Annotated in this window: 21 protein-coding genes and 1 tRNA gene; 12 read left to right on the top strand and 10 right to left on the bottom strand. The window is 66.5% G+C overall.

The genetic code is table 11. The features are described from left to right. Positions 1-9: 9 nt before the first annotated feature. Complete coding sequence (gene def / locus LN047_RS04485) at positions 10-543, top strand: peptide deformylase (RefSeq protein WP_152383492.1); 534 nt, start codon at positions 10-12, stop codon at positions 541-543. Here def and LN047_RS04480 read toward each other — a convergent pair. Then, a complete protein-coding gene (locus LN047_RS04480) occupies positions 540-2,897 on the bottom strand; it encodes an acyl-CoA dehydrogenase (RefSeq protein ID WP_373981203.1) in 2,358 nt (785 codons plus the stop codon). The genes def and LN047_RS04480 overlap by 4 nt on opposite strands. A gap of 143 nt (positions 2,898-3,040) precedes the next feature. Here LN047_RS04480 and LN047_RS04475 point away from each other — a divergent pair, with 143 nt between their 5' ends. Then, positions 3,041-4,270: a nucleoside recognition domain-containing protein gene (locus LN047_RS04475; protein ID WP_373981202.1), complete on the top strand. Its 1,230-nt coding sequence runs from the start codon at positions 3,041-3,043 to the stop codon at positions 4,268-4,270. Between the two features lie 10 nt (positions 4,271-4,280). On the opposite strand, the gene pyk is transcribed toward LN047_RS04475, so the two are convergent. Then, entirely contained in the window at positions 4,281-5,723 is a 1,443-nt protein-coding gene (pyk, locus tag LN047_RS04470; RefSeq protein WP_062841680.1) for a pyruvate kinase, read from the bottom strand. Positions 5,724-5,828: 105 nt separating this feature from the next. Here pyk and LN047_RS04465 point away from each other — a divergent pair, with 105 nt between their 5' ends. After that, positions 5,829-6,971, top strand: a complete 1,143-nt coding sequence (locus LN047_RS04465; RefSeq protein ID WP_056320900.1) for a glycerate kinase — start codon at positions 5,829-5,831, stop codon at positions 6,969-6,971. 148 nt (positions 6,972-7,119) lie between these two features. Here LN047_RS04465 and rsmA read toward each other — a convergent pair whose 3' ends face one another. The 3 genes from rsmA to LN047_RS04450 are packed head-to-tail and all read right to left on the bottom strand — an operon-like array spanning position 7,120 to position 11,900. Continuing rightward, positions 7,120-7,911, bottom strand: coding sequence for a 16S rRNA (adenine(1518)-N(6)/adenine(1519)-N(6))-dimethyltransferase RsmA (rsmA, locus tag LN047_RS04460; protein WP_373981201.1), 792 nt, complete (start codon positions 7,909-7,911; stop codon positions 7,120-7,122). 18 nt (positions 7,912-7,929) lie between these two features. Further along, positions 7,930-9,522: a peptidylprolyl isomerase gene (locus LN047_RS04455; protein ID WP_373981200.1), complete on the bottom strand. Its 1,593-nt coding sequence runs from the start codon at positions 9,520-9,522 to the stop codon at positions 7,930-7,932. After that, positions 9,519-11,900 (bottom strand): LPS-assembly protein LptD, encoded by a 2,382-nt coding sequence (locus LN047_RS04450; RefSeq protein ID WP_152383488.1) that lies wholly within the window; start codon positions 11,898-11,900, stop codon positions 9,519-9,521. Before LN047_RS04450 ends, LN047_RS04455 begins: the two co-directional genes overlap by 4 nt. Before the next feature lie 168 nt (positions 11,901-12,068). Between LN047_RS04450 and LN047_RS04445 the strand changes: the two genes are divergently transcribed. The 6 genes from LN047_RS04445 (at position 12,069) to LN047_RS04420 (ending at position 17,100) form a co-directional block, all read left to right on the top strand. Then, the gene (locus LN047_RS04445; protein WP_179690986.1) at positions 12,069-13,109 is read left to right on the top strand and encodes a phosphotransferase; all 1,041 of its coding nucleotides are present in this window, start codon (positions 12,069-12,071) and stop codon (positions 13,107-13,109) included. Then, positions 13,109-13,795, top strand: a complete 687-nt coding sequence (gene murU, locus LN047_RS04440; protein ID WP_373981199.1) for an N-acetylmuramate alpha-1-phosphate uridylyltransferase MurU — start codon at positions 13,109-13,111, stop codon at positions 13,793-13,795. The genes LN047_RS04445 and murU overlap by 1 nt, the downstream gene beginning before the upstream one ends. 146 nt (positions 13,796-13,941) lie before the next feature. Continuing rightward, a complete protein-coding gene (locus LN047_RS04435; RefSeq protein WP_056320887.1) occupies positions 13,942-14,640 on the top strand; it encodes a DUF6776 family protein in 699 nt (232 codons plus the stop codon). A gap of 143 nt (positions 14,641-14,783) precedes the next feature. Then, a complete protein-coding gene (locus tag LN047_RS04430; protein WP_373981198.1) occupies positions 14,784-16,409 on the top strand; it encodes an FAD-dependent monooxygenase in 1,626 nt (541 codons plus the stop codon). Next, positions 16,406-16,648 (top strand): hypothetical protein, encoded by a 243-nt coding sequence (locus LN047_RS04425; protein ID WP_373981197.1) that lies wholly within the window; start codon positions 16,406-16,408, stop codon positions 16,646-16,648. The genes LN047_RS04430 and LN047_RS04425 overlap by 4 nt, the downstream gene beginning before the upstream one ends. Further along, entirely contained in the window at positions 16,645-17,100 is a 456-nt protein-coding gene (locus tag LN047_RS04420; protein ID WP_280002918.1) for a MarR family winged helix-turn-helix transcriptional regulator, read from the top strand. Before LN047_RS04425 ends, LN047_RS04420 begins: the two co-directional genes overlap by 4 nt. 29 nt (positions 17,101-17,129) lie before the next feature. On the opposite strand, the gene LN047_RS04415 is transcribed toward LN047_RS04420, so the two are convergent. Together LN047_RS04415 and LN047_RS04410 are read right to left on the bottom strand one after the other, a co-directional pair. After that, the gene (locus LN047_RS04415) at positions 17,130-17,456 is read right to left on the bottom strand and encodes a 4a-hydroxytetrahydrobiopterin dehydratase (protein WP_373981196.1); all 327 of its coding nucleotides are present in this window, start codon (positions 17,454-17,456) and stop codon (positions 17,130-17,132) included. A 70-nt stretch (positions 17,457-17,526) separates the two neighbouring features. Further along, complete coding sequence (locus LN047_RS04410) at positions 17,527-18,171, bottom strand: OmpA family protein (RefSeq protein WP_056320876.1); 645 nt, start codon at positions 18,169-18,171, stop codon at positions 17,527-17,529. A gap of 145 nt (positions 18,172-18,316) precedes the next feature. On the opposite strand from LN047_RS04410, the gene LN047_RS04405 reads away from it, so the two are divergent. Further along, positions 18,317-18,667: a hypothetical protein gene (locus LN047_RS04405; protein WP_373981195.1), complete on the top strand. Its 351-nt coding sequence runs from the start codon at positions 18,317-18,319 to the stop codon at positions 18,665-18,667. A gap of 56 nt (positions 18,668-18,723) precedes the next feature. On the opposite strand, the gene LN047_RS04400 is transcribed toward LN047_RS04405, so the two are convergent. After that, the gene (locus LN047_RS04400) at positions 18,724-20,649 is read right to left on the bottom strand and encodes a bifunctional UDP-sugar hydrolase/5'-nucleotidase (protein ID WP_373981194.1); all 1,926 of its coding nucleotides are present in this window, start codon (positions 20,647-20,649) and stop codon (positions 18,724-18,726) included. A 436-nt stretch (positions 20,650-21,085) separates the two neighbouring features. Here LN047_RS04400 and LN047_RS04395 point away from each other — a divergent pair, with 436 nt between their 5' ends. Beyond that, positions 21,086-22,996, top strand: a complete 1,911-nt coding sequence (locus tag LN047_RS04395) for a putative bifunctional diguanylate cyclase/phosphodiesterase (RefSeq protein WP_373981193.1) — start codon at positions 21,086-21,088, stop codon at positions 22,994-22,996. Positions 22,997-23,084: 88 nt separating this feature from the next. On the opposite strand, the gene LN047_RS04390 is transcribed toward LN047_RS04395, so the two are convergent. Then, positions 23,085-23,160, bottom strand: a tRNA-Lys gene (locus LN047_RS04390). A 138-nt stretch (positions 23,161-23,298) separates the two neighbouring features. Then, positions 23,299-24,045 (bottom strand): SDR family NAD(P)-dependent oxidoreductase, encoded by a 747-nt coding sequence (locus tag LN047_RS04385; RefSeq protein WP_373981192.1) that lies wholly within the window; start codon positions 24,043-24,045, stop codon positions 23,299-23,301. Between the two features lie 116 nt (positions 24,046-24,161). Between LN047_RS04385 and LN047_RS04380 the strand changes: the two genes are divergently transcribed. Continuing rightward, complete coding sequence (locus LN047_RS04380; protein WP_373981191.1) at positions 24,162-24,809, top strand: TetR/AcrR family transcriptional regulator; 648 nt, start codon at positions 24,162-24,164, stop codon at positions 24,807-24,809. Positions 24,810-24,815: the final 6 nt, after the last annotated feature.

Genomic DNA, 24,815 nt, shown 5'->3' with positions numbered 1-24,815 from the left:
ACGCCAGCCATGATCCATCCCATCCTGAAAATGGGCGACCCGCGGCTGCTGCGCGTGGCGCCCCCGGTCGACCGTTTCGACACGCCTGAGCTGCACGCCCTGATCGACGACATGTTCGAAACCATGGCGGCCGCGCAGGGCGTGGGCCTGGCCGCGCCGCAGATCGGCGTGGACCTGCAACTGGTGATCTTCGGGTTCGACCGCAACGACCGCTATCCCGACGCGCCGCCGGTGCCGCAGACGATCCTGTGCAATCCGGTCATCACGCCGCTTTCGGACGAGATGGAAGACGGCTGGGAAGGCTGCCTGTCGGTGCCGGGACTGCGCGGCCTGGTGCCGCGCTACCGCCATATCCGTTACAGCGGCCGCGATCCGTATGGCCAGCTGATCGAGCGCGAGGCCGAAGGCTTTCACGCACGCGTCGTTCAGCACGAATGCGACCACCTGATCGGCCGCCTGTATCCGTCCCGGATCCAGGATTTCACGAAGTTCGGCTTCACGGAAATCCTGTTCCCGGGCATGGACCCGAATCAGGACGACTAGGCGTTCTCGCCGGGCTTCGCAGCAGCGGGGGGCTCGTCCTCCTGCTGCTGCGGCGGCTGCGGTTGCTGCGGCGGCTCCGGCTGTTGGGACGCCTGCGGTTGCGGCTCCGGCTTCTGTTCCTGCGCCTGAACCGGCGCCCCTTCGCCCGGCGGCGTCAGCGCCTGGGGCGCAAAATCATCCACCTGCAATACCTTCAGCACCGTCGCTTCCGCGGCTTCGAGCTGCGCCGCCTGCGCGTCCGTGATGGCGCCGCGCTGATGCGCCTCGCGCCAGTTGCGCACGTTGGACTGGCGCAACCGGTCGCGGATCGGCTGCACCGCATCGGCCAGCGCAAAGGCGCGGGTCAACAGGCCCAGCGGATCCTCGCCGGGCTCGCGCTGCAGGTCGGCCGCCAGACGCACATGCGTGGGCGACGGCTTGAGCAGCAATTCGGCGCATTCCCGCGTGAGCGCGTCGTCCGGCCCCTTGGCCAGCCGCAGCGGCAGGATGGCCGCCCGCAACGCCCAGGACAGCGCCTTGACCGGCAAGTTGCGCAGCACCTGATCCATGCTCTTCTCGATGCTGGCGAAACCCTGCGCCATGCACCAGCGCACCAGCGGCAGGTCATCGTGCTTGCGCCCCTCGTCTTCCCAGCGCTTTAGCACCGCGGACAGCAGATAGAGTTCGGACAGGATGTCGCCCAGGCGCGCGGAGATCATTTCGCGGCGCTTCAGGCCCCCACCCAGTTGCGCCAGCGTGGCGTCGGCCAGCAGCGCGAAGCCCGACGCATAACGGCCCAGCCGGCGGTAATGACCCGCCACCGGTCCCGAGGCCGGCGCGGGCGCCAGCATGCCGCCCGTCCACGCGCGGCCGATCGCGCGCAGCGTGTTCATGCCCGCGTGGCGCAGATGGCGCCAGAAGACATCGTGGAAGACCTCGATGCCGCGTTCCTCGTCGGGGTTGCCCAGCGCCAGGATCTCCGGCATCAGATAGGGATGCGCGCGAATGGCGCCTTGCCCGAAGATGATCAGATTGCGCGTCAGGATGTTGGCGCCCTCGACCGTGATGGCGATGGGCACGGCGCGGTACAGGGAGCCCAGGTAATTGCTGGGGCCGTCCATGACGGCGCGGCCCGCGTGCACGTCCATGGCGTCGTTCACCGACACGCGCATGCGCTCGGTGGCGTGGTATTTCATGATGCCGGACACCACCGCAGGCTTGACGCCCTGATTGAGCGCGGCGCAGGTCAGGCGGCGCGCGGCCTCGACCAGATAGGCGTTGCCGGCCAGACTGGCCAGCCGCTCCTGCACGCCCTCGAACTTGCCGATCGGGATGCCGAACTGCTCGCGCACCCGCGCATACATGCCGGTGGTGTGCGCGCACATCGCCGCGGCGGCGGCAGACAGCGACGGCAGCGAAATGCCGCGCCCGGCGGCCAGTGCGCTCATCAGCATCTGCCAGCCCTGCCCGGCGCGCTCGACGCCGCCGATCAGCGCATCCAGCGGCACAAAAACGTCGCGGCCCGAGTTGGGCCCGTTCTGGAACACCTGCATGGCGGGCAGGTGGCGCCGGCCGATCTCGACGCCGGGCGCGTCGGTGGGAACGAGCGCCACCGAGATGCCGATATCCTTGGGCCCGCCCAGAATACCGTCTGGGTCCGACATCTTGAACGCCAGCCCCAGCACCGTGGCCACCGGCCCCAGCGTGATGTAGCGCTTGTGCCAATTGAGCCGGATGCCGATGAGCTCACGCCCATCCACGACCTGGCGGCACACGACGCCGGTATCCACCATCGAGGCCGCATCCGAGCCGGCTTCGGGACTGGTCAGGCCAAAGCACGGGACTTCCCGGCCGTCGGCAAGCCGTGGCAGCCAGTAATCGCGCTGCGCCTGCGTGCCGAACTGCATGAGCAGTTCGCCCGGCCCCAGCGAGTTCGGCACCATGACCGTGACGCCCGCCGTGATGGAATAGGCGGAAATGCGCCGCACCACTTCGGAGTGCGCATAGGGCGAGAACCCCAGGCCGCCGTGGCGGCGCGGAATGATCATGCCGAAGAAACGCTGCGTCTTGAGGTATTCCCAGACGTGCGGCGGCAGATCGCGCCGGTTCCAGGAGATATCCCATTCGTCCAGCATGCCGCACAGTTCGCGCACGGGACCGTCGATGAAGCGCTGTTCATCCGGCGTCAGCGTGGCCGACGGCACGCTGAGCAGCTTGCGCCAGTCGGGATTGCCCGTGAACAGGTCGGCGTCCCACCAGCTGTCGCCGGCTTCGATGGCTTCGCGTTCGGTGGCCGACATGGCCGGCATGGCATTGCGGGCCCAGCGATATGCGGGTTCCGAAATGCGGCGCCGGCGCCAGGCGTTGAAATCCATGGGTCCCCCTGTTGTTCGCTACAAGACGTATCGGGCCAAAGTACCAGAATTGGCGCGGCCCGGCCAAGCTGCGGCTTACCGACTCTGCGACAATGGGCGTCGCCGCGCAGATGCGCAATCAACCGCTGTCCGGGCACGTCCGCATGCTGAACAAACTCTGGCTTGGCTTCTTCCTTACCGCTGCCGCGGCCGCGCTGTACCGCTGGCTCGTCATCGGGGACCCGGAAGTCTTTCGCCAGATGGTCGCCAGCCTGTTCGACATGGCGCGCGTGTCCGTGGACGTGATGGTGCTGCTCTTTGGCACGCTGACGCTGTGGCTGGGTTTCCTGCGCATCGCCGAGGGCGCAGGCCTGGTCGAAAAGCTTGCGCGCGTCCTGGGCCCCCTGTTCGCGCGCCTGATGCCCGAGGTGCCGCGCAATCATCCAGCCATCGGCCTGATCACGCTGAACTTCGCGGCCAATGGCCTGGGGCTGGACAACGCCGCCACCCCCATCGGTTTGCGCGCCATGCGCGAGCTGCAAGCGCTCAATCCCAAGCCGGACACTGCCACCAACGCGCAGATCCTGTTCCTGGTGCTCAATGCGTCGTCGCTGACGCTGCTGCCCGTCACGCTGTTCATGTTCCGCGCGCAGCAGGGCGCGCCCGATCCCACGCTGGTCTTTTTGCCCATTCTGCTGGCCACCAGCGCGTCCACGCTGGCCGGCTTTCTGGCGGTCGCGCTGTGCCAGCGGCTGCGACTGGCCGATCCGGTCATCCTGCTGTGGCTGGGCGGCGCGGCGCTGCTGCTGGGCGGATTCATGGCGCTTCTGGCCAGCATGTCGGCAGCTGCCATCGCGTCGCTGTCTTCGCTGCTGGGCAACCTGACGCTGTTTGGCATCCTGCTGGCGTTTCTGGTCGTCGGCGCGTGGAAAAAAGTGCCTGTGTACGAGGCCTTCATCGAAGGCGCCAAGGAAGGGTTCGATATCGCCAAGAGCCTGCTGCCGTATCTGGTGGCGATGCTGTGCGCCGTGGGCGTGCTGCGCGCGTCCGGCGCGCTGGACTTCCTGTTGGATGGCATCCGCTGGCTGGCGCAGCAGGCAAACTGGGACACGCGCTTCGTGGACGCGCTGCCCACCGCGCTGGTCAAGCCGTTCTCGGGTAGCGCGGCGCGCGCGATGATGCTGGAGACCATGACGCACTTCGGCGTCGACAGCTTCCCGGCGCTGCTGTCCGCGGTGGTGCAAGGCAGCACCGAGACCACCTTCTATGTACTGGCGGTGTACTTCGGGTCGGTGGGGATTCTGCGCGCTCGGCATGCGGTCGGATGCGCGCTGATCGCCGACCTGGCCGGGGTGCTGGCCGCGATCGGCGTCTGCTACTGGTTCTTCGGCTAGGCGCCCTGCTTCAGTCCACCAGCAGGATCTTCATCCCGTTGGTGCCGCCGCTGTCGCGATAGAAATCGCCCTTGGTCAGGATCACCCAATCGCCGGTCTGCACCAGATTGCGCTTGCGCAGCTCGTCGATGGCGGCGTTGGAAAGATCGGCCGGATCGTAGTCCGACGGCGCGAACGGAATCGTGTACACGCCGCGGAACATCGTCACGCGGTTTTGCGTCACGCTGTGCGGGCTGTAGCAATAGATGGGCACGCCCGAGCGGATGCGCGACATGATGAGCGGCGTGTGGCCGCTTTCGGTCAGCGCGATGATGGCCTTGACGCCGGGAAAATGGTTGGCGGCATACATGGCCGCCAACGCGATGGTTTCGTCGCAGCGCGTGAAGGTCTCGCCCATGCGGTGATGCGACTTCGTGGACGTGGGATGCTTTTCCGCGCCCAGGCACACGCGCGCCATGGCTTGCACGGTTTCGACCGGATACTGGCCCGAGGCGCTTTCAGCCGACAGCATGACGGCGTCGGTGTAGTCCAGCACCGCGTTGGCCACGTCGGAGACTTCGGCGCGGGTGGGCATCGGGCTGGAGATCATCGATTCCATCATCTGCGTGGCGGTGATGACGACCTTGTTCAGCGTGCGCGCGTGCTGGATGATGCGCTTCTGGATGCCCACCAGCTCGGCGTCGCCCACTTCCACGCCCAGGTCGCCCCGCGCCACCATCACGCCGTCGCTTGCGCGGATCAGCGCATCCAGGGCCTCGTCGTCGGCAACTGCCTCGGCGCGTTCGATCTTTGCGATGATCCATGCCTGGCTGCCGGCCTCGGCAAGCAAGGTGCGGGCCTCGTCGATGTCGCTGCCATAGCGCGGGAACGACACTGCCACGTAGTCCAGCTCCATTTCGGCGGCCAGCTTGATGTCGACGCGATCCTTGTCGGTCAGGCTGGGCGCGGACAGGCCGCCGCCGCGGCGGTTGATGCCCTTGTTGTTGGACAGCGGACCGCCCACCGTGACAGTGGTGTGGACTTCGTCGCCTTCGACGCGATCCACGACCAGCACGACGCGGCCGTCATCAAGCAGCAGCTCGTCGCCCACGCGGCAATCGGTCACGAGTTCCGGATAGTCGATGCCCACGATGCTGGACGTGCCCGCATCCTTGGGATGCACGCGCGACAGCGTGAACGGCTGGCCCACGTGCAATTGCACCAGCTTGTCGACAAAGCGGGCGATGCGGATCTTGGGCCCTTGCAGGTCGCCCATGATCGCGACGAAGCGGCCCTGCTTGGCCGCGATCTCGCGCACCAGCCGCGCGCGCTCGCGGTGATCGTCCGCGCTGCCATGCGAGAAGTTCAGCCGTGCGACGTCCAGCCCCGCGCGGATCAGCGCGTCGATACGTTCGGGCGACGAGGTCGAGGGTCCCAGGGTGGCGACAATTTTTGTGCGGCGCAATACAGGCATGGCGGTCCACTCTCGCAAAAGCAACGAAAGCGCTATGGTACGCCGGCCGCGTTGTCACGGGTATCATGGGTGACACATCGATCACTAACGCGCCCCCTTCCGACCGTGAAAATCGTCATCGCTCCCGACTCGTTCAAAGAAAGCGTTTCCGCGCCCGATGCGGCGGCGGCCATTGCGCGCGGCGTCAAGGCCGCCTTTCCCGGCGCGCACACCGTGTGCATCCCGATGGCCGACGGCGGCGAAGGCACCGTCGAAGCCGTGCTCGCGGCCACCGGCGGCAAGGAACATCAGATCACCGTAAATGACGCGCTCGGCCACAAGGTCGACGCCGTGTGGGGTTTGCTGGACGACGGCACCGCGGTCATCGAGATGGCCGCCGCGGCGGGCCTTGAATTGATCTCTCCTTCCAAGCGCGACCCGATGCGCGCCAGCAGCCACGGCGTGGGCGAGCTGATGCGCGCGGCGCTGGACGCGGGCGCCAAGCGCATCATCCTGGGGTTGGGCGGTTCGGCCACCAACGACGCGGGCGCCGGCATGCTGACGGCGCTGGGCGTGCGGCTGCTGGACGCCGGCGGCAACAGCCTGCCGCCGGGCGGCGGGGCGCTGGGCCAACTTGCCTCCATCGACACGCATGGCCTGGACCCGCGGCTCGCCCAGGTGCGCGTCGACATCGCCTCCGACGTCGACAATCCCTTGTGCGGCCCGCATGGCGCGTCGCACGTGTTCGGGCCGCAAAAGGGCGCGACGCCGGAACAGGTGCAGACCCTGGACACCCTGCTGAGTCACTTCGCCGACGTGTGCGCAAAGCACCTCGGCGCCGACCACCGCGACGCCCCTGGCGCGGGCGCCGCCGGTGGCCTGGGTTTTGCCGCCAAGGCGTTCCTGAACGCGCATTTCCGGCCGGGTGTGGAGATCGTCGCAGAGCTGGGCGGTCTGGCCGACGCCGTGGAAGGCGCAACGCTGGTATTCACCGGCGAAGGCCGGATGGACGCACAGACGCTGCGCGGCAAGACGCCCGCAGGCGTGGCCCGGATTGCCCAGCGCGCGGGCGTTCCCGTCGTGGCGCTGGCCGGCTCCCTGGGCGAAGGCTACGAGGCCCTGCACACCTGCGGCATCAGCGCCGCATTCAGCCTGGCCCCCGGCCCCATCACATTGCAGCAGGCCTTGGCCGACGCCGAGCGCCTGCTTGCCGACCGGGCACGCGACGTGATGCAGCTGTGGATGGCCGCGCAGAAACGCATGCTGTGATCGGGCGCCAGGGGCAACCCGCTGAACCGCCGTCACAGGCTGACGCCCATGTCCCCTGGGTGTCTGACACCGTCTCACGCTCCCAGCACCCAAATGCAAAAAGGCCCCGCGGGGCCTTTTTGCACTGCCTTGCCATACCGAAAAGACATCACTCCCGCGCCAACACCCCGGCTTCGACCAGCGCATCCGACAGACGCATGTAGCGGTCCACCGAAATGTCCTCGGCGCGCGCGGTGGGCGCGATGTCCAGCGCTTCCCAAGGCACTTGCGCGGCCCAGTCGGCCAGCACCCGCCGCAGCATCTTGCGGCGCTGCGAAAAGGCGCGGGCCACCACGGTTTCGAAAGCGCGCTCGCTGAGGGGCCTCTGGCGGTCCGCCGGCAACGGCACCATGCGCACGATCGCCGACACGACCTTAGGAGGCGGATCGAAGGCCTCGGGCGGCACGTCGAACAGCTTGTGCATCCGGTAGCGCGATTGCAGCATCACGGACAAGCGGCTGAAGTCGCCCGAGCCGGGCTTGGCCACCATGCGGTCGATCACTTCGCGCTGCAGCATGAAATGCTGATCGCGGATGTGGTCGGCCCACGTCATCAGGTGGAACAGCAACGGGCTGGAAATGTTGTAGGGCAGATTACCCACGACGCGCAGCGCGCCGCCAAACTGCGAGAAATCCACCGTCAGCGCGTCGGCCTCGACCACCGTCAAGCGTGATGCGTCGAACTGCTTGCGAAGCCGGGCGGCCAGGTCGCGATCGATTTCGACCGCAGTGAGATGGTCCAGCCGTTCGAGCAGCGGCCGCGTCAGCGCGGACAAGCCAGGTCCGATCTCGACCACGGCATCGTCGCGGGCGGGCGCAACCGCCCGGACGATGGACTCGACGACGCTGTCGTCGGTCAGGAAGTTCTGGCCAAAGCGCTTGCGCGCCTGGTGTTGAGACATGAAAAGCCCGTAATGCGTTTAGCGGTTGTTCTGCTGAATTTTCTGCTGCTTCTCGAAGCGGTTATCGACGTACGCTTGTGCGCGCAGCTGCTCGAGCCAGTCTTCGAAGGCCGGCTGGGCGCGACGCTCGAACAGCGTCTGGCGGGCGCGCATGCGCGCCAGGTCGTCGGTCGCGTCGTGCTCGCGGCGCTCTTCCACCTGGATCAGGTGCCAGCCGAACGGCGACTGCACGGGCTGGCTGATTTCGCCAGGTTGCAGCGCGTTCATTGCGGCCTCGAACGGCGGCACGGTTTCACCCGGGTTCAGCCATCCCAGCTCGCCGCCTTGCGGCGCGCTGCCGTCCTGCGAATACTGGCGCGCCATTTCCTCGAACGTGGCGGCGCCATTGACCAGGCGCTGGCGAACCTGCTCCAGCCGCTGGCGGGCCAGATCATCGCTCATGACGGTCGACGTCTTGATGAGGATGTGGCGGGCGCGCGTCTGGATGACCTGCGTCGGACCCTGGGGCGCCTGCTCGCGTGCGGCCGGCTGAGGCGCCGGTTGCGGCGCGGCTTGCGGCGCCGGGGCGCGGGCCGTGCGGCCGGGCGCGGGCTGGGCGGTGCCGCGGTCCATCACCTTGATGATGTGAAAGCCATTGCCGCTTTGGATCAGCTGGCTGACCTGGCCCTTTTGCAGATTGCTGATGGCCTTGACGAAAAGGTCAGGCCAACCGTCCAGCGGGCGCACGCCCATGACGCCGCCCTGCAGCGCCTCGGGGCCGTCGGACGATGCCGCGGCCAGGCTGGCGAAATCGTCGCCGCGCTTGGCTTGCGCCAGCAGGCCTTCGGCCTTCTTGCGCAGCAGCGCCAATTGGTCGGGCGACGAACCTTCCGGCACGCGCACCAGAATCTGAGCCAGCGCGTAAAGCATCGGGCCGGCGGGCGCGGCGGCCTGCTCGGGCGCGGGCTGCGGTTGCGCCTGAGGCTGCGCTTGCGCCGCCTGCGCAGGCGCCGCGCCAAAAGCCGGGTTGCGGCGCTGGTCTTTCAGGAAGGCGTCGACTTCCGCGTCGGAAATGACGATGGTCGAGTCGACCGCGCGCTGGCGCAGGCGATCCGAACGGATCTCGTCGCGCAACGATTTGCGGTAGTTTTCCCAGGTCGTGCCGGACTTTTCCAGTTCCTGGCGCAGTTGCTGCACCGTGATCTTGTTGCGCGAGGCGATCGCCTGGATGGCGGTGTCGATCTGTTTGTCGTCAACCCGGATGCCGAGGCGGTCGGCTTCGTGGCGCTGCACGCGTTCCATGATGAGACGCTGGAGCACCTGGTGCTGCAGCGTCTGGTCATCGGGCACCTGGATGCCGCGCGACTTCAATTCGCCAGCAACGCGCTGGGAGGCGTCGCGCAGTTCGCGCAGCGTGATCACGTCCTTGTCGACGATCGCGGCGATGCCGTCCACGAACTGCTCGCCCTTGGGCGCCGGCGCGTCCTGTTTCTGCGCGGCGGGAGCGGCCTTGGCGCTGTTGGCGCCGCGGCTGGTCTGCTCGGCCGCATGGGCGGCGGGCAAGCCGGCGCACAGGGCCAGCAGCAGCGCGTTGCCGGAGAGGCGGCGCAAAGAGTGCAACCTACGCATCATTCATACCTTTCAAATGTGGTCCCGGCCTGCGCGGGCGGCGTGACGCGCGTGTAACCGGGGATACTTCTGTTCAGCAGGCTCATGGGGTCGGTTCCGAGGGAACCCAGGCCCGTGAGCTCAAGCTGGAAGAACAGCGCGGAATTGGTGTCCGCCGCCGATACAGCGTAGCGCTGGTAGACCATGCGGCCCACCCAGCAGCAGTCGCCCTTGTACTCCAGGCCGGCGATGGCCTGCGTCACGCGCGGGGATTCCGTCGTATTGGCAATCGTACTGGACGGTCCGGAACGCAAAGAATAGTCAACCCGGCCCACACCGTACCACCGCTTGCTGAATGGCCATTGAACGGCCAGGCTGACCTGGTTCTGGCCCTGCGGCTGGTAGAACACGCCCGGCTGCGGATCGCGCTGGTAGCGGTAGGCCACCGCCACGGTGGTCAGGCGCTGCGGCGACCAGCGCGCGCTGATGAGCCCGCGCGACCAATTGTTGTCGTAGGGGTTGTACTGCGCGGCGAGGTCCGTGTTCAGCGTATCGGTCAACGCGGCGCTGACGCCCACCAGGAAGTCGGAACGCACGTCCGTGCGCGGGGTTTCCAGCGGCAGCGTGACTTTCTGGTCTTCGAAGTACAGACGCTGCGCCACGCCCACCGACAGGCGCTCGAAACCGCTGTCGGCATCGAGCCAGCGCGTCGTCAGGGCCGCGGTCAGCTGGTTGGCGTTGGCGATACGGTCCCAGCCGCCCGAGTAGATGTTTTCCTCGAATGCCTGGGTGAAGCTGAAGTCAGCCAGCGACGTGTCGAAGACGGGAATCTTGGACTGGTCGCGGTACGGCACGTACAGGTAGTACAGACGCGGTTCGAGCGTCTGCGTGGACGATTTGCCGAACAGCGTGGTGTCGCGCTCGAAGATCAGGCCCGAATCCAGCGACAGGATGGGCACCGTGCGGGACTGCGAGCGCGGCAGGCCATTGGCTGTGCCGCCATTGAGCCCCTGCGCATCCACGCCATACCATTTGGTCTGATACGACGTGTAGTTCACGCCCGCCTTCGGGGTGATGAACCAGCCGGGGCGGACGATCGGATACGAGATCGTGGGATAGGTCTGGAAGCGGTCGCCATCGGGGGCTCGCAACGCCGCGCCGTACTCCGGCATGCTGAAGCGCACCGCGGTCGAGGTCCAGTCCAGGTCGAAGCCGCCGACGTCGTACCGCGAACCGCGCAGGTAGATCTCGGGTTCCTTGTTGTACGGCGGGACCAGCGGCGCATCGGGATCCTGCAGCGTCTGGAACTTGTAGACCTGCGCGTAGGCGCTCCAGTAGTTGGAGACCCAGCCCACACGGCCGCGTTGCGGCAGGTAAGTCGTGGAGGCCTGGTTCAGGCCCAGCTGCGAAATGTCGCGGAAGTAATTGTCGTCCGAGACCTTGGCGATATCCCAGTCGGCGTAGAAACCGTGCGAGAACTGCTGCTGATGGCGCCACCAGTACATCCAGCGGTCCTTGCCCGTCACGTCGTCATTGGGCAGGTAGGTGCCGTCCATAATGCCGCTGTACCCGTAACCCAGGTAGCGGAACTCGCCGCCCAGCTGGGTGCCGCGCTTGGAGAAGTAGCGCGGCTGCACCGTCAGGTCGTAATTGGGCGCCAGGTTGAAGTAGTACGGAATCGAAATGTCGAAGCCGCCCTGGCTGGTCGTGCCGTAGGTCGGGATCAGGAAGCCGGACTTGCGTTCGCGCTTGACCGGGAAGGTCATGTAGGGCGACGCCAGGATCGGCACATCCTTGAAGTACAGGACACCGCCGCGGGCCACGCCTTCGTTTTCGTCGAAGTCGATGTCGACCGAATTGGCCTTGATGTACCAGGATGGGTTTTCGCACGGGCAGCCGCTGTACGTCACCGTGTGCAGCCGCATCTGCGACTTGCTGAAAATGTCCGCGTGGTCGGCGACGGCAAAGCCGCCGGTGGCGCCCAGCCAGAAGTTGGGCTTTTCGACCTCGCCGGAATACCGGTCCACGTTGAACGTGGCGGACGGGCCCGTGACCAGGGTGCCATCGCGCATCATGCGGGCATTGCCGCGGACGTCGACCTTGCCGGTGTCCTTGCGGTAATTGATCGCGTCGCCCTTGATCACGCCGTCGATGCGGCGCACCTGCGCGTTGCCGGTCAGGTTGAGCTCGTAGTCGGGATCGCCCGAAATCGTGTCCGCTTCCATGAAAGCGGGAATGCTCTCGTCGGGCAACCGGTGCATGCGCAGGCCAGGCGAGGTGCGCAATTGCGGGGTTGACGTGACCGACGGCGCGGAAGCAGCGGCGCCCGGGCTACTTTGAGCCTGGGCGGCTCCGGCGGCGACGCTGACTACGGAGAGGATCAACCACGGAACCTTGCGCACGAATGAAAACAGCCCTTTATGACCATGGGAGAGCCGCACAGAGACGCCCACGCGGCGCCAATGCTGACGGAAACGAGCCGGTATTATAGAGAAGCCGCGAACAACGCCCAGCCTTATGTTCGCCAAATCGAAAATTCCCCAATTTTGCCCTTCTGACACGGATCTTCCTTGAAAAACGATCACGACCCCCGCTTGGCGCAGGTGCGCAACTGGCTGCAAGGCCTGCCCCCTGCCCTGAACCTGGCCGTGGAGACGCTGCGCCCCGCGTCGGCTGACGCAAGCTTTCGCCGGTACTTCCGGCTGGACGCGGGATCGCGGACCCTGATTGTCATGGACGCCCCGCCCCAGCACGAGGACTGCCGCCCGTTCCTGCATGTGGACAAGCTGCTGGCGGACGCCGGGCTGAACGTGCCGGCCGTGCTGGCGCAGGACCTGGACCAGGGCCTGCTGCTGCTGTCCGATCTGGGCGAACAAACCTATTACCAGCGCATCCAGGACGGCCTGGACGACGCCCAGTTGCAGACGCTGTACCGCGAGGCGCTGGCCGCCCTGGTCAAGCTGCAACAGGCCTCGACCGCCGGGCTGGGTGTCTACGACGGCACGCGGCTGGCCGACGAGCTCAAGCTGTTCCCCGAGTGGTACGTGCAAAAGCACCACGGCGTGACGCTGGACGACAAGACGGCCAATGCGATGGAAAAGATCTTCGCCCTGCTGTCGGCCAGCAACGCCGGGCAGCCGCAGGTGCTGGTGCACCGCGATTTCCATTCGCCCAACCTCATGGTCTGCGACCAGCCGCAATACGGCCCCAACCCGGGCGTCATCGACTTCCAGGATGCGCTGGCCGGTCCCATCACCTACGACCTGGCGTCGCTGGTAACCGATGCCCGCACCACCTGGGAAGAACCGCAGCAACTCGACTGGGCGATCCGCTACTGGGAAATGGCGCGTGCGGCCGGCCTGCCGGTAGACGCCGATTTCGCCGAATTCCACCGCGCCTATGAATGGATGGGCCTGCAGCGCAACCTGCGGATCCTGGGCGTCTTTGCGCGCCTGAACCATCGCGATGGCAAGGCCCACTACCTGGCGCACATTCCCCGCGTGAACGGCTACGTCCGCCAGGTGGCGCAGCGCTATGGCGTCTTCACGCCGCTGTTGCGCCTGCTTGACCGCCTGGACGACCGCCAGGTCAGCGTCGGATACACGTTCTGATGCGCGCCATGATTCTTGCCGCGGGCCGCGGCGAACGCATGCGCCCGCTGACCGACCGCCTGCCCAAGCCCATGCTGCCGGTCGGCGGCAAGCCGCTGATCGTCTGGCATCTGGCGCGCCTGGCCGCGGCCGGCATCCGCGACGTCGTCATCAATCACGCCTGGCTCGGCCACGAAATCGAACGCGCGTTGGGCGACGGCGCCGCGCACGGCGTGCGCATCAGCTATTCGGCCGAAGCCACCGCGCTGGAGACCGCGGGCGGCATCGCCCAGGCGCTCCCCCTACTGGGCGACGACCCGTTCCTTGTCGTCAATGGCGACATCTGGTGCGACTGGAACCCGGCCGCCGCGCACGACGCCGCCGGCCTCGTGACGCAGGGCGGCGCATGGCTCCTTCTGGTGGACAACCCCGCGCACCATCCTGCCGGCGACTTCGTCCTGACGGCCGAGGGGCGCGTACTGGCGCAGGGCGAGCCCCGTTTGACCTTTGCAGGCGTCGGCGTCTACCATCCTTCGTTGTTCGCGGACGTCCCGCGCGGCCAGGCCGCGCCGCTGGCGCCGCTGCTGCGGCAGGCGATGGGCCAAAACCAGGTGCGCGGCGCGCGGCATGCCGGCCGCTGGACCGACGTCGGCACCCCGCAACGGCTCGCCGACCTGGACGCGGAACTGGCCAGCGCGGCCGCGTGACGCTCACATATTTCACAATATCAAGGTGCGCAACGAGGCTTGTCCGCGCACGCAACGCCCCCGGCTAACGGGGTATTCTCTGACGCTTTGGCATGCGCGCGCGCCTGCCCACGAGCACATACACAGGAAGTTTTCTAGGAATGGGGATGTTTGGAAGATCGCAACGGGCCACGTTCAAGCCCTCCGTATACCAACCGGGACAACGCACGCGCCGCATGCCGCGCTGGCTCGTTCTGCTGCTGGTTGGCATTGCGCTTGGCGCGGGCGGCGTGCTCTTCCTGCAAACCAACTACGGTCCGCAACGCCTGACCGTCGAACAATCCGAACAGCTGCACAGCGAGCTCAGCGCCTCCAACATGGAGCGCCAGCGCCTGCAAACCCAGCTTGAAGAAGCTACCCAGCAGCGCGACGCCAACAAGGCCGGTCACGAAAAGCTGACCACCGACCTGGCGGAAAGCCGCGCCAAGATCGAAACCCTGAACAAGGAACTGGTGCTGTTCCAGGACGCCATGCCGCCCGACCCCCGCGGCGGCAACCTCGGCATCCGTTCGGCCACCTTCAAGCGCGCCCCCGGCCTGCTCGACTACCAGGTGCTGGTGATGCGCGAAGAACGCACGGGCGCGCCGTTCAAGGGCACGCTGACCTTCGCCATCGAAGGCTCCTACCCCAACGGCCGCTCCGCCACCGTGACGCCGGAAGGCCCCGCGCTGACGGTCGACCGCTACGACTACGCGTTGGGCCAGCTCAAGCTGCCCGACGGTTTCACCGCCAAGGTCGTGGTGCTGCGCGTGCTTGACGCCAACCAGAAGCAGCAGGCGATGCGGATCTACAACGTACGCAACTGACACACGCCACTGATGGCCGCCAACCGGCCTGAACCGGCCCCCAAACCCGCCCCTCGGCGGGTTTTTTATCGCCTTCAAAAATTGGTTGCGTGCGCAACATACTGGGCATATAGTTGCGCAAACAACCAAATTCTGGAGACAGCATGACGCTCCCATCGCACGTTCCCGTCCTGATCGCCGGCGGCGGTCCGGTCGGTCTGACCCTGGCCGCCCTGCTCGCCGAGTACGGCATCGCCTCCCTCACCGTCGAGGCCGATGAAGGCTATTGCAGCGGCAGCCGCGCCATCTGCATGTCGCGCCGGTCGCAAGAGATCCTGGGCTGGATCGGCGCCGACCGGCCGCTGATCGACACGGGTCTGGCCTGGACGGGCGGGCGAAGCTACTACCGCGACCGCGAAGTCCTGCACTTTCAGATGCCGCACGATCCCCTGCAGCGGTATGCCCCGATGGTGAACATCCAGCAGTACTACGTAGAGGAATTCGCGCACCAGGCCATGCGGCGCCATCCCGGCCTCGCCACGCTTGCCTGGTCGGCACGCGTCACCGCCGTGCAGCCCGGTCCGGACGGCGTATCGGTCGAGGTGGAGGCGGACGGCGCCCGCCAGACGGTGCGCGCCGATTGGGTCGTCGCCTGCGACGGCGGCCGCAGCACCGTGCGCGACGCGATGGGCTTGAAGCTGGAAGGCATGCAGTACGAGGGGCGCTACGTCATCGTCGACATCGAACAGGAATCGCAACGGCCCGTCGAACGCCTTGCGTGGTTCGATCCGCCTTCCAATCCGGGATCCACGCTGCTGATGCATCGCCAGCCCGGCAACGTGTGGCGCGTCGACTACCAGATCCGTGACGACGAAGACCCCGACGAAGCCGTCAAGCCGGAAAACGTGCTGCCGCGCGTGCAGAGCCACCTGGACATGATCGGCGAGACCGCGCCCTGGAAGCCGCTCTGGATCTCGATCTACAACGCCAAATGCCTGACGCTGGATCGCTACCGCCACGGCCGCGTGCTGTTCGCGGGCGACGCGGGCCACCTCGTGCCGATCTTCGGCGTGCGCGGCCTGAATTCCGGGTTGGACGACGCCGGCAACCTGGCCTGGAAACTTGCCTGGGTGCTGAAGGGCCAGTCGCCCGACGCCCTGCTGGACAGCTACAGCATCGAGCGCGTGCATGCCACGCGCCAGAACCTGGCCTACGGCGCCAAGAGCACGGAATTCATGGCGCCGCCGGACTTCGGCTTCCGGCTCATGCGCGAGGCCGCGCTGCGCCTCGCGCTGGTGGACGACGGCGTGCGCTCGCTCATCAATCCGCGCCAGTCCGCGCCCATCTCGTACGACACCTCGCCCTTGAACCGCGAGGACCGCGCCCCCGAGGCCGGCCCGGCCGCCGCGCCGGGCCAACCGGCGCCCGACGTGCTGCTGCAGGATGGCGACGTGCCGCAATACCTGACCGCCCATTTCGGCGCGGGCTTCGTGGCGCTGGCCATTTCGCCTGACCCGGCCGTGTCGGCCGCGCTGGATGCGCTGGCCGCGGCCACGCAGGATGCCCCGCGTCCACTGCAGGTGTTGCGCGCCGGCCCGGGCGGACTGGCCGACCCGCACGGCCAGCTCGCCTCGCGTTACGGCCACCAGGCCGGCGCCGTCTACCTGCTGCGCCCCGACGGCTACGTGCTGGGACGCTGGATTGCGCCTGCCGCCGCCGACCTGCGCGCCGCGTTGGCGCCCTACTACCCCTCGCTCACTTCCACCGCCACCTCGAAAGGCCACGCATGAATCCCGAAGCCCTGGACCAGGTCTACACCCGCATGGCGCAGACGCTCACGCGCGTCGGCGAATCGCGCGCGCCGCTATTTCTGTCGATACTCGGCTTGTCGCTGCTCAGCCGCCTGCCGTCGGCCGAAGTAGCCCTGTCGCTGCTGGCGCAGGCCGAAGCCGCCAGCCTGGATGACGGCGCTGTGGCAAACTATCCGGCCTCATCCTGCGCGGGCGCCGATCCCGCCCGTCCGACGTGAAAACGCCCGCCCTGGAACGATTCCTCACCTATCGCCTTCACGTGCTCAACAAGATCACGGACCGCGACACGAATCGTGCCTATCTCAAGGACTGCGACATTCCGCTGGGCGAGGCGCGGTGCCTCGCCGCCATTGGCCGGTTTGCGCCGCTGTCGGTCAACGACCTGGCGCGCGCCGCCAATCTGAACAAGGGCCAGGCCAGCCGCTCGGCGCAGGCGCTGGTGGATCGCGGGCTTGTCGAAAAGACGGTCTCCGCATCCGACGGACGCGGCGTGGTGCTGACGCCGACTGCCGACGGCCTGACGCAGTACCGCCGCATCGTCGACCTCATTGCGCGCCGCAACGACGAAATCTTCGGCTGCCTGACCGCCGATGAACAGCAGCAATTCGGCGACATGCTCGACCGCCTGATCGGCCACCTGCAAACCGAGGCCGGCGACACGGCGGACTGAGCAGCGGGCCGCTTGGCCGGCCGCCGAGGTCAGGGCTGCGCTTTGGGCGCCGTCGCGCCCGCGTGTTCGGCCGCCTCATCCATGAACTGCGCCATCCGCACGTCCAGCTCGGTCACACCGCCCGCGTCATGCGTGGTCAGCGTCACGTCCACGCGGTTGTAGACGTTAATCCACTCGGGATGATGGTTCAGCTTTTCCGCGAACATCGCCACCCGCGCCATGAAGCCGAACGCGGCGTTGAAGTTGGGAAAGCGATAGCGCTTTTCGATGGCATCGCGCATGGCCACGGCCTGCCAGCCGGTGAGCGCGGCAACCGCGGTATCGGTACCGATGCAGGCGGGAGGAAAATCGCTCATGACAGACTCCGGAAAGAAAAGGCGGCCGCGCATCGCGCCAGCCGCCTGACAGCAAGGAACGCGCCCGCGCTTACTGCCGGACCGCGTACAGGTAGATCTCCACGCGCCGGTTCAGCGCGCGCCCTTCGGCCGTCGCATTGTCGCCGATCGGATCGTTCGGACCGCGGCCTTCCACGGACAGACGCGTGCCCGCCACACCCTGCTTGGCCAGGTAGTCGGTCACGCTCTTGGCGCGGTTCACCGACAGCGTCTGGTTGTGCGCAAGCGAACCCGTGCTGTCGGTATGGCCGACCACCTTGGCCCGCAGCTCGGGATGCTGGTTCAGCGAACGCGCCACGCTATCGAGCACCGGCAGCAACGCCGGCTTGAGCTGCGTCTTGTCCGTATCGAACGACACGCCGCTGGGAATATTGACCTTCAGGCTGCCGTCGGGCATTTCCACGACGTCGATGCCCAGCGATGAGGCGCCGGAACTCTGCACGTCCTCCTTGACCACCTTCCAGTTGTAGCCCACCAGGCCGCCCGCCACCGCACCGATGCCCGCGCCGATCGCCGCGCCCTTGCCGTGCCCGATCAGCGCGCCAATGCCCGCGCCCAACGCCGCGCCCGCGCCCGTTCCGACAGCGGTATTCGTTTGCTGTTGCGTCGCGCAACCGGCCAGCAGCACGCCCGCGGTCGCAAGCACGGCGATCCGGTTGATTGTTCTTGAGTTCATGGCAACCTCCACTGTCCATCCAGATACCGGTTCATTCCGGCGAGGATCATGCTAGCAAGGGGCTGCGGGGCGTCGGGCAACATTTTGTACGCCCCCGATTCCCGTTGCGCCGAGCGATATGATGCCGCTATCAGCGGAGGCTCCCATGACCGTGGCACGCACTTACTTTCTAGATAGAACCAGCGCCGAACAGCTTGCCGGACTCTGCAGCAACCGGCAGGACTTCCATCTGGAAAACGTCGACGCCCTGAATCCGACGCTTGCGCGCCTTCAGGCCCTGTTGAGCGAAAGCGGCCTGAGCAGCGAGGTCATTCAGGCGCCGCTCAATCCGCCGCCAGGCGTGGACGACCTGCTGAACGTGGCCGCGCCGGCCTTCGGCCTGCTGTCCGGGCTGGTCCGCGCAGCAGGATGGGCGACGCGTCCGGCCAGCGATGTGCGGCTACGGGTAACGTCGGCGCATTCGCTGAGTGTGGTGTTCGCCAACGCTGCCAAATGATCGACGTTTTCTAGACGGCCGCGCGCCGGGCCGACCCCCTGGCGCGCGGCCCACGATCACGGCTGCCAGTTATGCGTGCTGTAGCGGTCGTTGTCGATGCGGTTCAGGATCGGCAGTCTGGTGCCCGCGTCCTTGGTCTGCATGTCGATGTAGGCCTGGAACACGTCGGCGTCCAGCACACCGATGTCGGAACGGCGCTCGGACGGCACGTTGGCCAGCGTGGCGTAACCATCGCCGCCCGTCGCATTGAAGCTCAGCACGAAGAGGCGATAGGTGCGCGCATTGTCCAGCGGCAGCCACGTGCCGGTTGCCTGATCCAGGTACTGAAAGTTGCTGGCGCGGCTGCCCTTCGCGTTGGAGGCCGTCACGTCCCAGCGCAGGCCTGCCGCGTAGGGATAAGGACCGTCCTTGCCGCCCGGCTTGTACGTGGCGTCCAGGCCGTCCTCGACCATGGACCGGACCTCATTGGCGGTCAGGTCCAGGCGCCACAGCATGTTGCCGAACGGCACGACGGCGATCACGTCGGCCGCCGTCACGGTGCCATTCAGGGCGCGCCGCACACCGCCGCCGCTTTGCAGGGTCATGTCGGCGCCGCCGTATTCGGCGTTGGCCACGTCAAGATACGCTTGCGCCACCAGCTGCTGGATGTCTCCGCCGCGCAGGGCGACGTTGCCTTCGCTTTCGCAAGCCGGACTGGCTGTATTGCTGGCAGGCGTGGGGCCCGGAATGCGGCGAAAGCACAGCTCCAGCGGCACCTGCGCAACGTTGGTCTTGCTGAAGACGTCGATCTTGTCCTTGAAGGGTTGCAGCACCGACAACGCCGCGGCGTCCGGCGTCTGCTCACGCAGGAAACCGCTGGCCGCAACCTCGGCCTTGAAGGCGGCGCGATCGGCATCGGAGGCTGCAACCAGGGCGCTGCCCGACTTGACGCGGTAGTCGGTGTCGATCAACACGTGGGGCGTGCCGGCGCAGTTCGTCACGTCGCCGTTGGCGTCGAAGCTGACCTTCAGTTCGCCCACGACTTGCGAGTATTCCCATGCCTGCACCAGGCAGACGGGTTTGCCGTCCTTGTCGGCCAGACGGGTCGGATAGGCGCCGCCCGGCGTGCCCACGGCCATCGTCTTCATCGAGTCGGGACCCAGCAGCGTATGCGAATCGCCGCCCACCACCACGTCCACACCGCTCAGCTTGGCAATCACTTCCTTGTCATAGCCGTAGCCGATGTGGCTGAGCAGGATGATCTTGTTGACGCCATCGGCGCGCAGCGCGTCGATCTGCCCCTGCGCGGCCACGGCTTCGTCGGTGAACGTCGTGTCCGCATTGGGGCTCGACGATTCTTTGGTCTTGCTGGCGATGGTCAGGCCGACGATGCCGATCTTCTGGGCGTCACGCTCGACGACGATGGCAGGCTTGATCAGATCGGTGCCGTGCAGCGGCGAACTGGCGCCAAACGCGACGTTCGCACTCAGGACGGGCGTCTGGCACGCGCCGGCATGCAAGAAGTCCACAAAGCGCTTCAGCCCGTCGTCGCCCTTGTCGAATTCATGGTTGCCCACCGCCATGGCATCGAAGCAGACCGTGTTCATCAGCGCGACATCGGCCTCGCCCGGCGCGCCGGCGCGGTTGAAATACAGCGTTCCGGTCTGCGCATCGCCCGCATGCAGCTTCAGCACGTTCGGCGAATTCGCGGCCAGCTGGTCGATGGCGGCTTTCACGCGCGGCATGCCCGCGGCCGACACGGTCACGTCGGTATCGACCCCGGCCGCATTCTTCAAGGTCAGCGTCTTGTCCTTGCCGTCCAGCGTGGAATGGTGGTCGTTGATGTGAAGGATCGTCAGTTCCAGCGGCCGGGCCTGCGCGGGCGGCTCCTCGATGACCGGCGGCGTTTCGTCATCGCTGCCATTGTCGCCGCCGCACCCCGCAATCAGCGTCATCGCACTCATGACGGCGCAGGCGAGCGCATTCCGACTCCAGAACTTCATTTCCTTTTTCCCGTGGAAGCTGTTCGAGGCCCGCATTCTGTGTGCCGCGCATGACGCAACGATGAATGCAAGCTGAAAACCTTCCACGCAAAAAAATGATTGTTTTCGACTGGCGGGTAATGGTTTTGACGCGTTTTGCGCGTACCGCGCGGGCTCGCGCGCGCGACCATGGAGTTCCTAGTGATCGCGCAATCGCGTGCCGCCGCGCGCTGGCAAACGGAAGAAAGCTGCGCTAAATTCGAAAACGGAATATTCAGTTACAGGTGTGTTGGTCAATCTTTGATGATCGCGTCACACTTCGATACTGGTTCTTCGGCGCCTCCCGCGCGCCCAAACAGGCCACCGGCCAGGACGGTGTTACGTTGCGCGGTTCGGCCAAGCAACGCCGGGAACTCCAGAACGTCGCAGGACAAGGAGAAATAAAAGGAGGCTGTAGATGAAATGCCCCCCACCTTTGCCAAGCGAGACCGAAAGACTGCGCGCCCTGTCGGAATATGGGCTGGATGCGCGGCGCGCGCTCCCCAGTCTTGATCCGGTGGTTCGCATTGCGTCGCGCATGTTCAACATGCCGGTGTCGGCCATCAACATGATCGGCAGCGATCACGTCTTCTTTGCGGCCAGCACGGGCTTCGAAGAGACGGACATGCGCCGCGACGTCTCCTTTTGTGCCCACGCAGTCTTGCAGGACGACGTCATGGTCGTGCCGGATGCCCGGCTGGACGATCGCTTTCACGACAACCCCCTCGTCTGCGGGGCGGCAAGCATCCGGTTCTATGCCGGTGTGCCATTAAATTCCCCCGAAGGCCATCCGCTGGGCGCGCTGTGCGTCATCGACACGGAACCGCACTCCGACTTCAGCGAGGAAGACAAGGACCGGCTGCGCGAACTGGCCCGAATGGCCTCCGACCGCCTGGAGCTTCGGCGTGTCGAGGTCAACGCCGAACGCGCCCGAAAAATAAGCGATCTGGCCTCGGTCGAGCGGCAGACGCATCTGGCCGCACTGCGTGCCGGTGCGGACCCCGCGCCCATGCGGCATGACGAGGACGCACGCAAATTCACCGGCTTCGATCCGCTGACCGGCCTGGCCAACCGCGGCGTCTTCTATCGGCGCGTGGAAGAAGTCCTGGCGCGCCCGTCTCCCGCCGCCATCCTGATGCTGGACCTGGATGGCTTCAAGGACATCAACGACACCCTGGGCCACGCGATCGGCGACGCAATCCTGCGAGAACTTGCGGCGCGCCTGGAGGCGACGGCGGATCCCTGCGACACCGTCGCCCGCCTGGGAAGCGACGAATTCGCCATCCTGCAACAAGACGCCGGCGATCTGACGCAGGCGACGGAATTGGCGCAACTGACCCTCGCGCGGATTGCCGAACCCTTCCACATCGGCGGGCAGGAGCTTCGGCTTACCGCAAGCTGCGGCGTGGCCATTGCGCCGCTGCACGCCCACGAAGCGCTCGAGCTCGTCGGCAACGCCGATCTCGCCCTGGTCAAGGCCAAGGCAGTCGGCCGCGGCCGCGTCTCCGTCTTCGCCCCCAACCTGCGCCTGGAAGCCGTCGCACGCCGCCTGTATGGCATGGAGCTTCACCGCGCGGTCGCCAAAGGCGAATTCCTGCTCTTCTATCAACCGCAGATCAACCTGGCCACCGGTGCGCTGACCGGCGCCGAAGCGCTGTTGCGATGGCGTCATCCCCAACTGGGCCTGCTGGCGCCGGCAGTCTTTCTTCCCTCCTTGGAGAGCGGACCGCTGGCGGCCACCGTCGGCTCATGGGTGTTGAACGAAGCGTGCGGCCAAGCCGCATTCTGGCGCCGCAGCGGCTTGCACGACTTTCGCATCGCCGTGAACCTTTTCGGCGCGCAGTTCCGCGAAGGAGACCTGGCGGCCGAGGTCGCGCAGACGCTCGACCGGCACGGCCTGCCTCCCGAGGCGCTGGAACTGGAAATCACCGAAAACATCGTGCTGAACCACGACGCCGCAGTGCTGGAAATGCTGCAGCGCCTGCGCGCGCAAGGCGTGGGCATCTCGTTCGACGACTTCGGCACGGGGTATGCGTCGCTGAGCCTGTTGAAGACCCATCCCATCACGCGCATCAAGATCGACCGCTCGTTTGTCAGCGGCATGCTGGACTCGAACCGCGACGCCACCGTGATCCGCGCCATCGTGGACGTGGCGCGCAGTTTTGACCTGAACACCATCGCCGAAGGCATCGAAACGGATGCGCAACGCGAACGGCTGCTGGCCGAGCATTGCGAAGAGGGTCAGGGGTATCTGTTCGGCAAACCCTTGCCGGCGCAGCAGTTTGCGCAGGCATTTGGGATCGAGACGGCGCTGCGGATATTGGCGTGAGGGTTGCGCGCACCAGGCCAGTAATTGCGAAGCAATGCAAAAAGCCCACCGAAACCGGTGGGCTTTTTGATGTACTGCCAAAGAATTCTGGTGGGCTGTGAGTGGCTCGAACACTCGACCTACGGATTAAGAGTCCGCTGCTCTACCAACTGAGCTAACAGCCCTGCGATTCACTCACTTTGATCTGCTGCCGCGCTGTGCGCCGTAGCGTTTCGTTATGTGTGTGCTGCGAAGAAGAAAAATTATATGGGGCTTTTTTTATTTGTGCAAGTCGGGTGGCGAAAAAGTTTCGACGAACAGGATCAAGCCGCGTAGCCGCCGTCCACCGCGAGGCTCGCGCCCGTGACGTAGCGGCCCTCGGGTCCTGCCAAGAATGCGACCATCCCGGCGATATCGCGCGCTTGGCCGTAGTGGGGCAAGGACAGCACCGCCACCATGTCGGCGGCGCGGTCGCCGTCGGCCGGGTTCATGTCGGTGTCGATGGGACCGGGGTGCACGACATTTGCGGTGATGCCGCGCGGACCCAGGTCGCGGGCCAGGCCTTGCGTCAGGCCGACCAGCGCGGATTTGCTGGCCGCGTACAACGCGACGCCTGCCCGGCCGGCGCGGGCTGCCAGGCAACTGCCGATGTTGATGATGCGTCCGCCATCGGGCATGGCGGCCTGAACCGCCTGGATGGCGACGAAAGGCGCGCGCACGTTGACGTCCATCGTCCGCTCGTAGTCGTCCAACGTGTTGTCCGCGATGTGCCCGGACAGGAAGATGCCGGCGTTGTTGACCAGCACATCCACCGGTCCGAGTTCGCGGAGGGCGGTTTCCACGGCGCGCCTGACCGCGGCGGCGTCTGCGGAATCGGCCTGGATCGCTGCGGCACGGCGGCCCTGCGCCTTCAGTTCCTGGACCAGCGCCTCTGCGGGCGCGGCCGACGATGCGCTGACGTACGTGAAGGCCACGTCCGCGCCGTGGGCCGCAAGCCGGCGCACGATGGCGGCGCCGATGCCGCGGCTGCCGCCGGTGACGAACGCCACTTTGCCGTTCAAGTTCTGCATGGTCAAACCTCGTTTTGTAGTGATCGGTACAAATATCATCGCCGGGCGCGTGATGGCTGGTCAATGAATTTTTTATCGATCAACACAAAATAGTCGGCACGGGTAAAATCCCCGGCATGGCTGAACGAGGGCGCCCGCGCAACTTCGACCGGGACCAAGCCTTGCAAAAGGCCATGGAAGTCTTCTGGTCGAAGGGATATGAAGGGGCATCGCTGTCCGATCTGACGGAGGCGATGGGCATCAACTCGCCCAGTCTCTATGGCGCCTTCGGTTCCAAGGAAGGCCTTTTCCGGGAAGCCGTCCAGCTGTACCGCGACACGGAAGGCGGTTCGGCGCGGCGCGCGCTGCTGGCGGCGCCGACCGCGCGTGACGCCATCGAGGCCATGCTGCTTGCCTCGGCCGAGCGCTTCACGGCGCCGGGCCTGCCTCCCGGCTGCATGATCGTGCTGGGCGCGCCGGCCGGTTGCGACAACCAGGCCAGCGTGGGGCATTTTCTGGGGGACAACCGGCGCGAGATGCAAAGCCGCATCCTTGCCCGCCTGACCGCGGGCGCAGCGCAGGGTGAATTGCCCGGCGGGACTGACTTGAAGGGATTGGCCGCGTTCTACACGACGGTGCTGCATGGCATGTCGATCCAGGCCCGCGACGGCGCCAGCCGCAAGACATTGCAGGCGGTGGCCCGGCAGGCGATGCGCGCCTGGGACGCGCTTGCCTGCAACGCCTCGCCGCCTTCCGGCGAGCCTCCGGGCCGCGCCCGCAGCTGACGGATG

Source organism: Achromobacter sp. JD417 (genome assembly GCF_041879325.1).
Lineage (GTDB): Bacteria > Pseudomonadota > Gammaproteobacteria > Burkholderiales > Burkholderiaceae_B > Achromobacter > Achromobacter mucicolens.
This window is presented reverse-complemented; position numbering and strand designations above follow the sequence as displayed.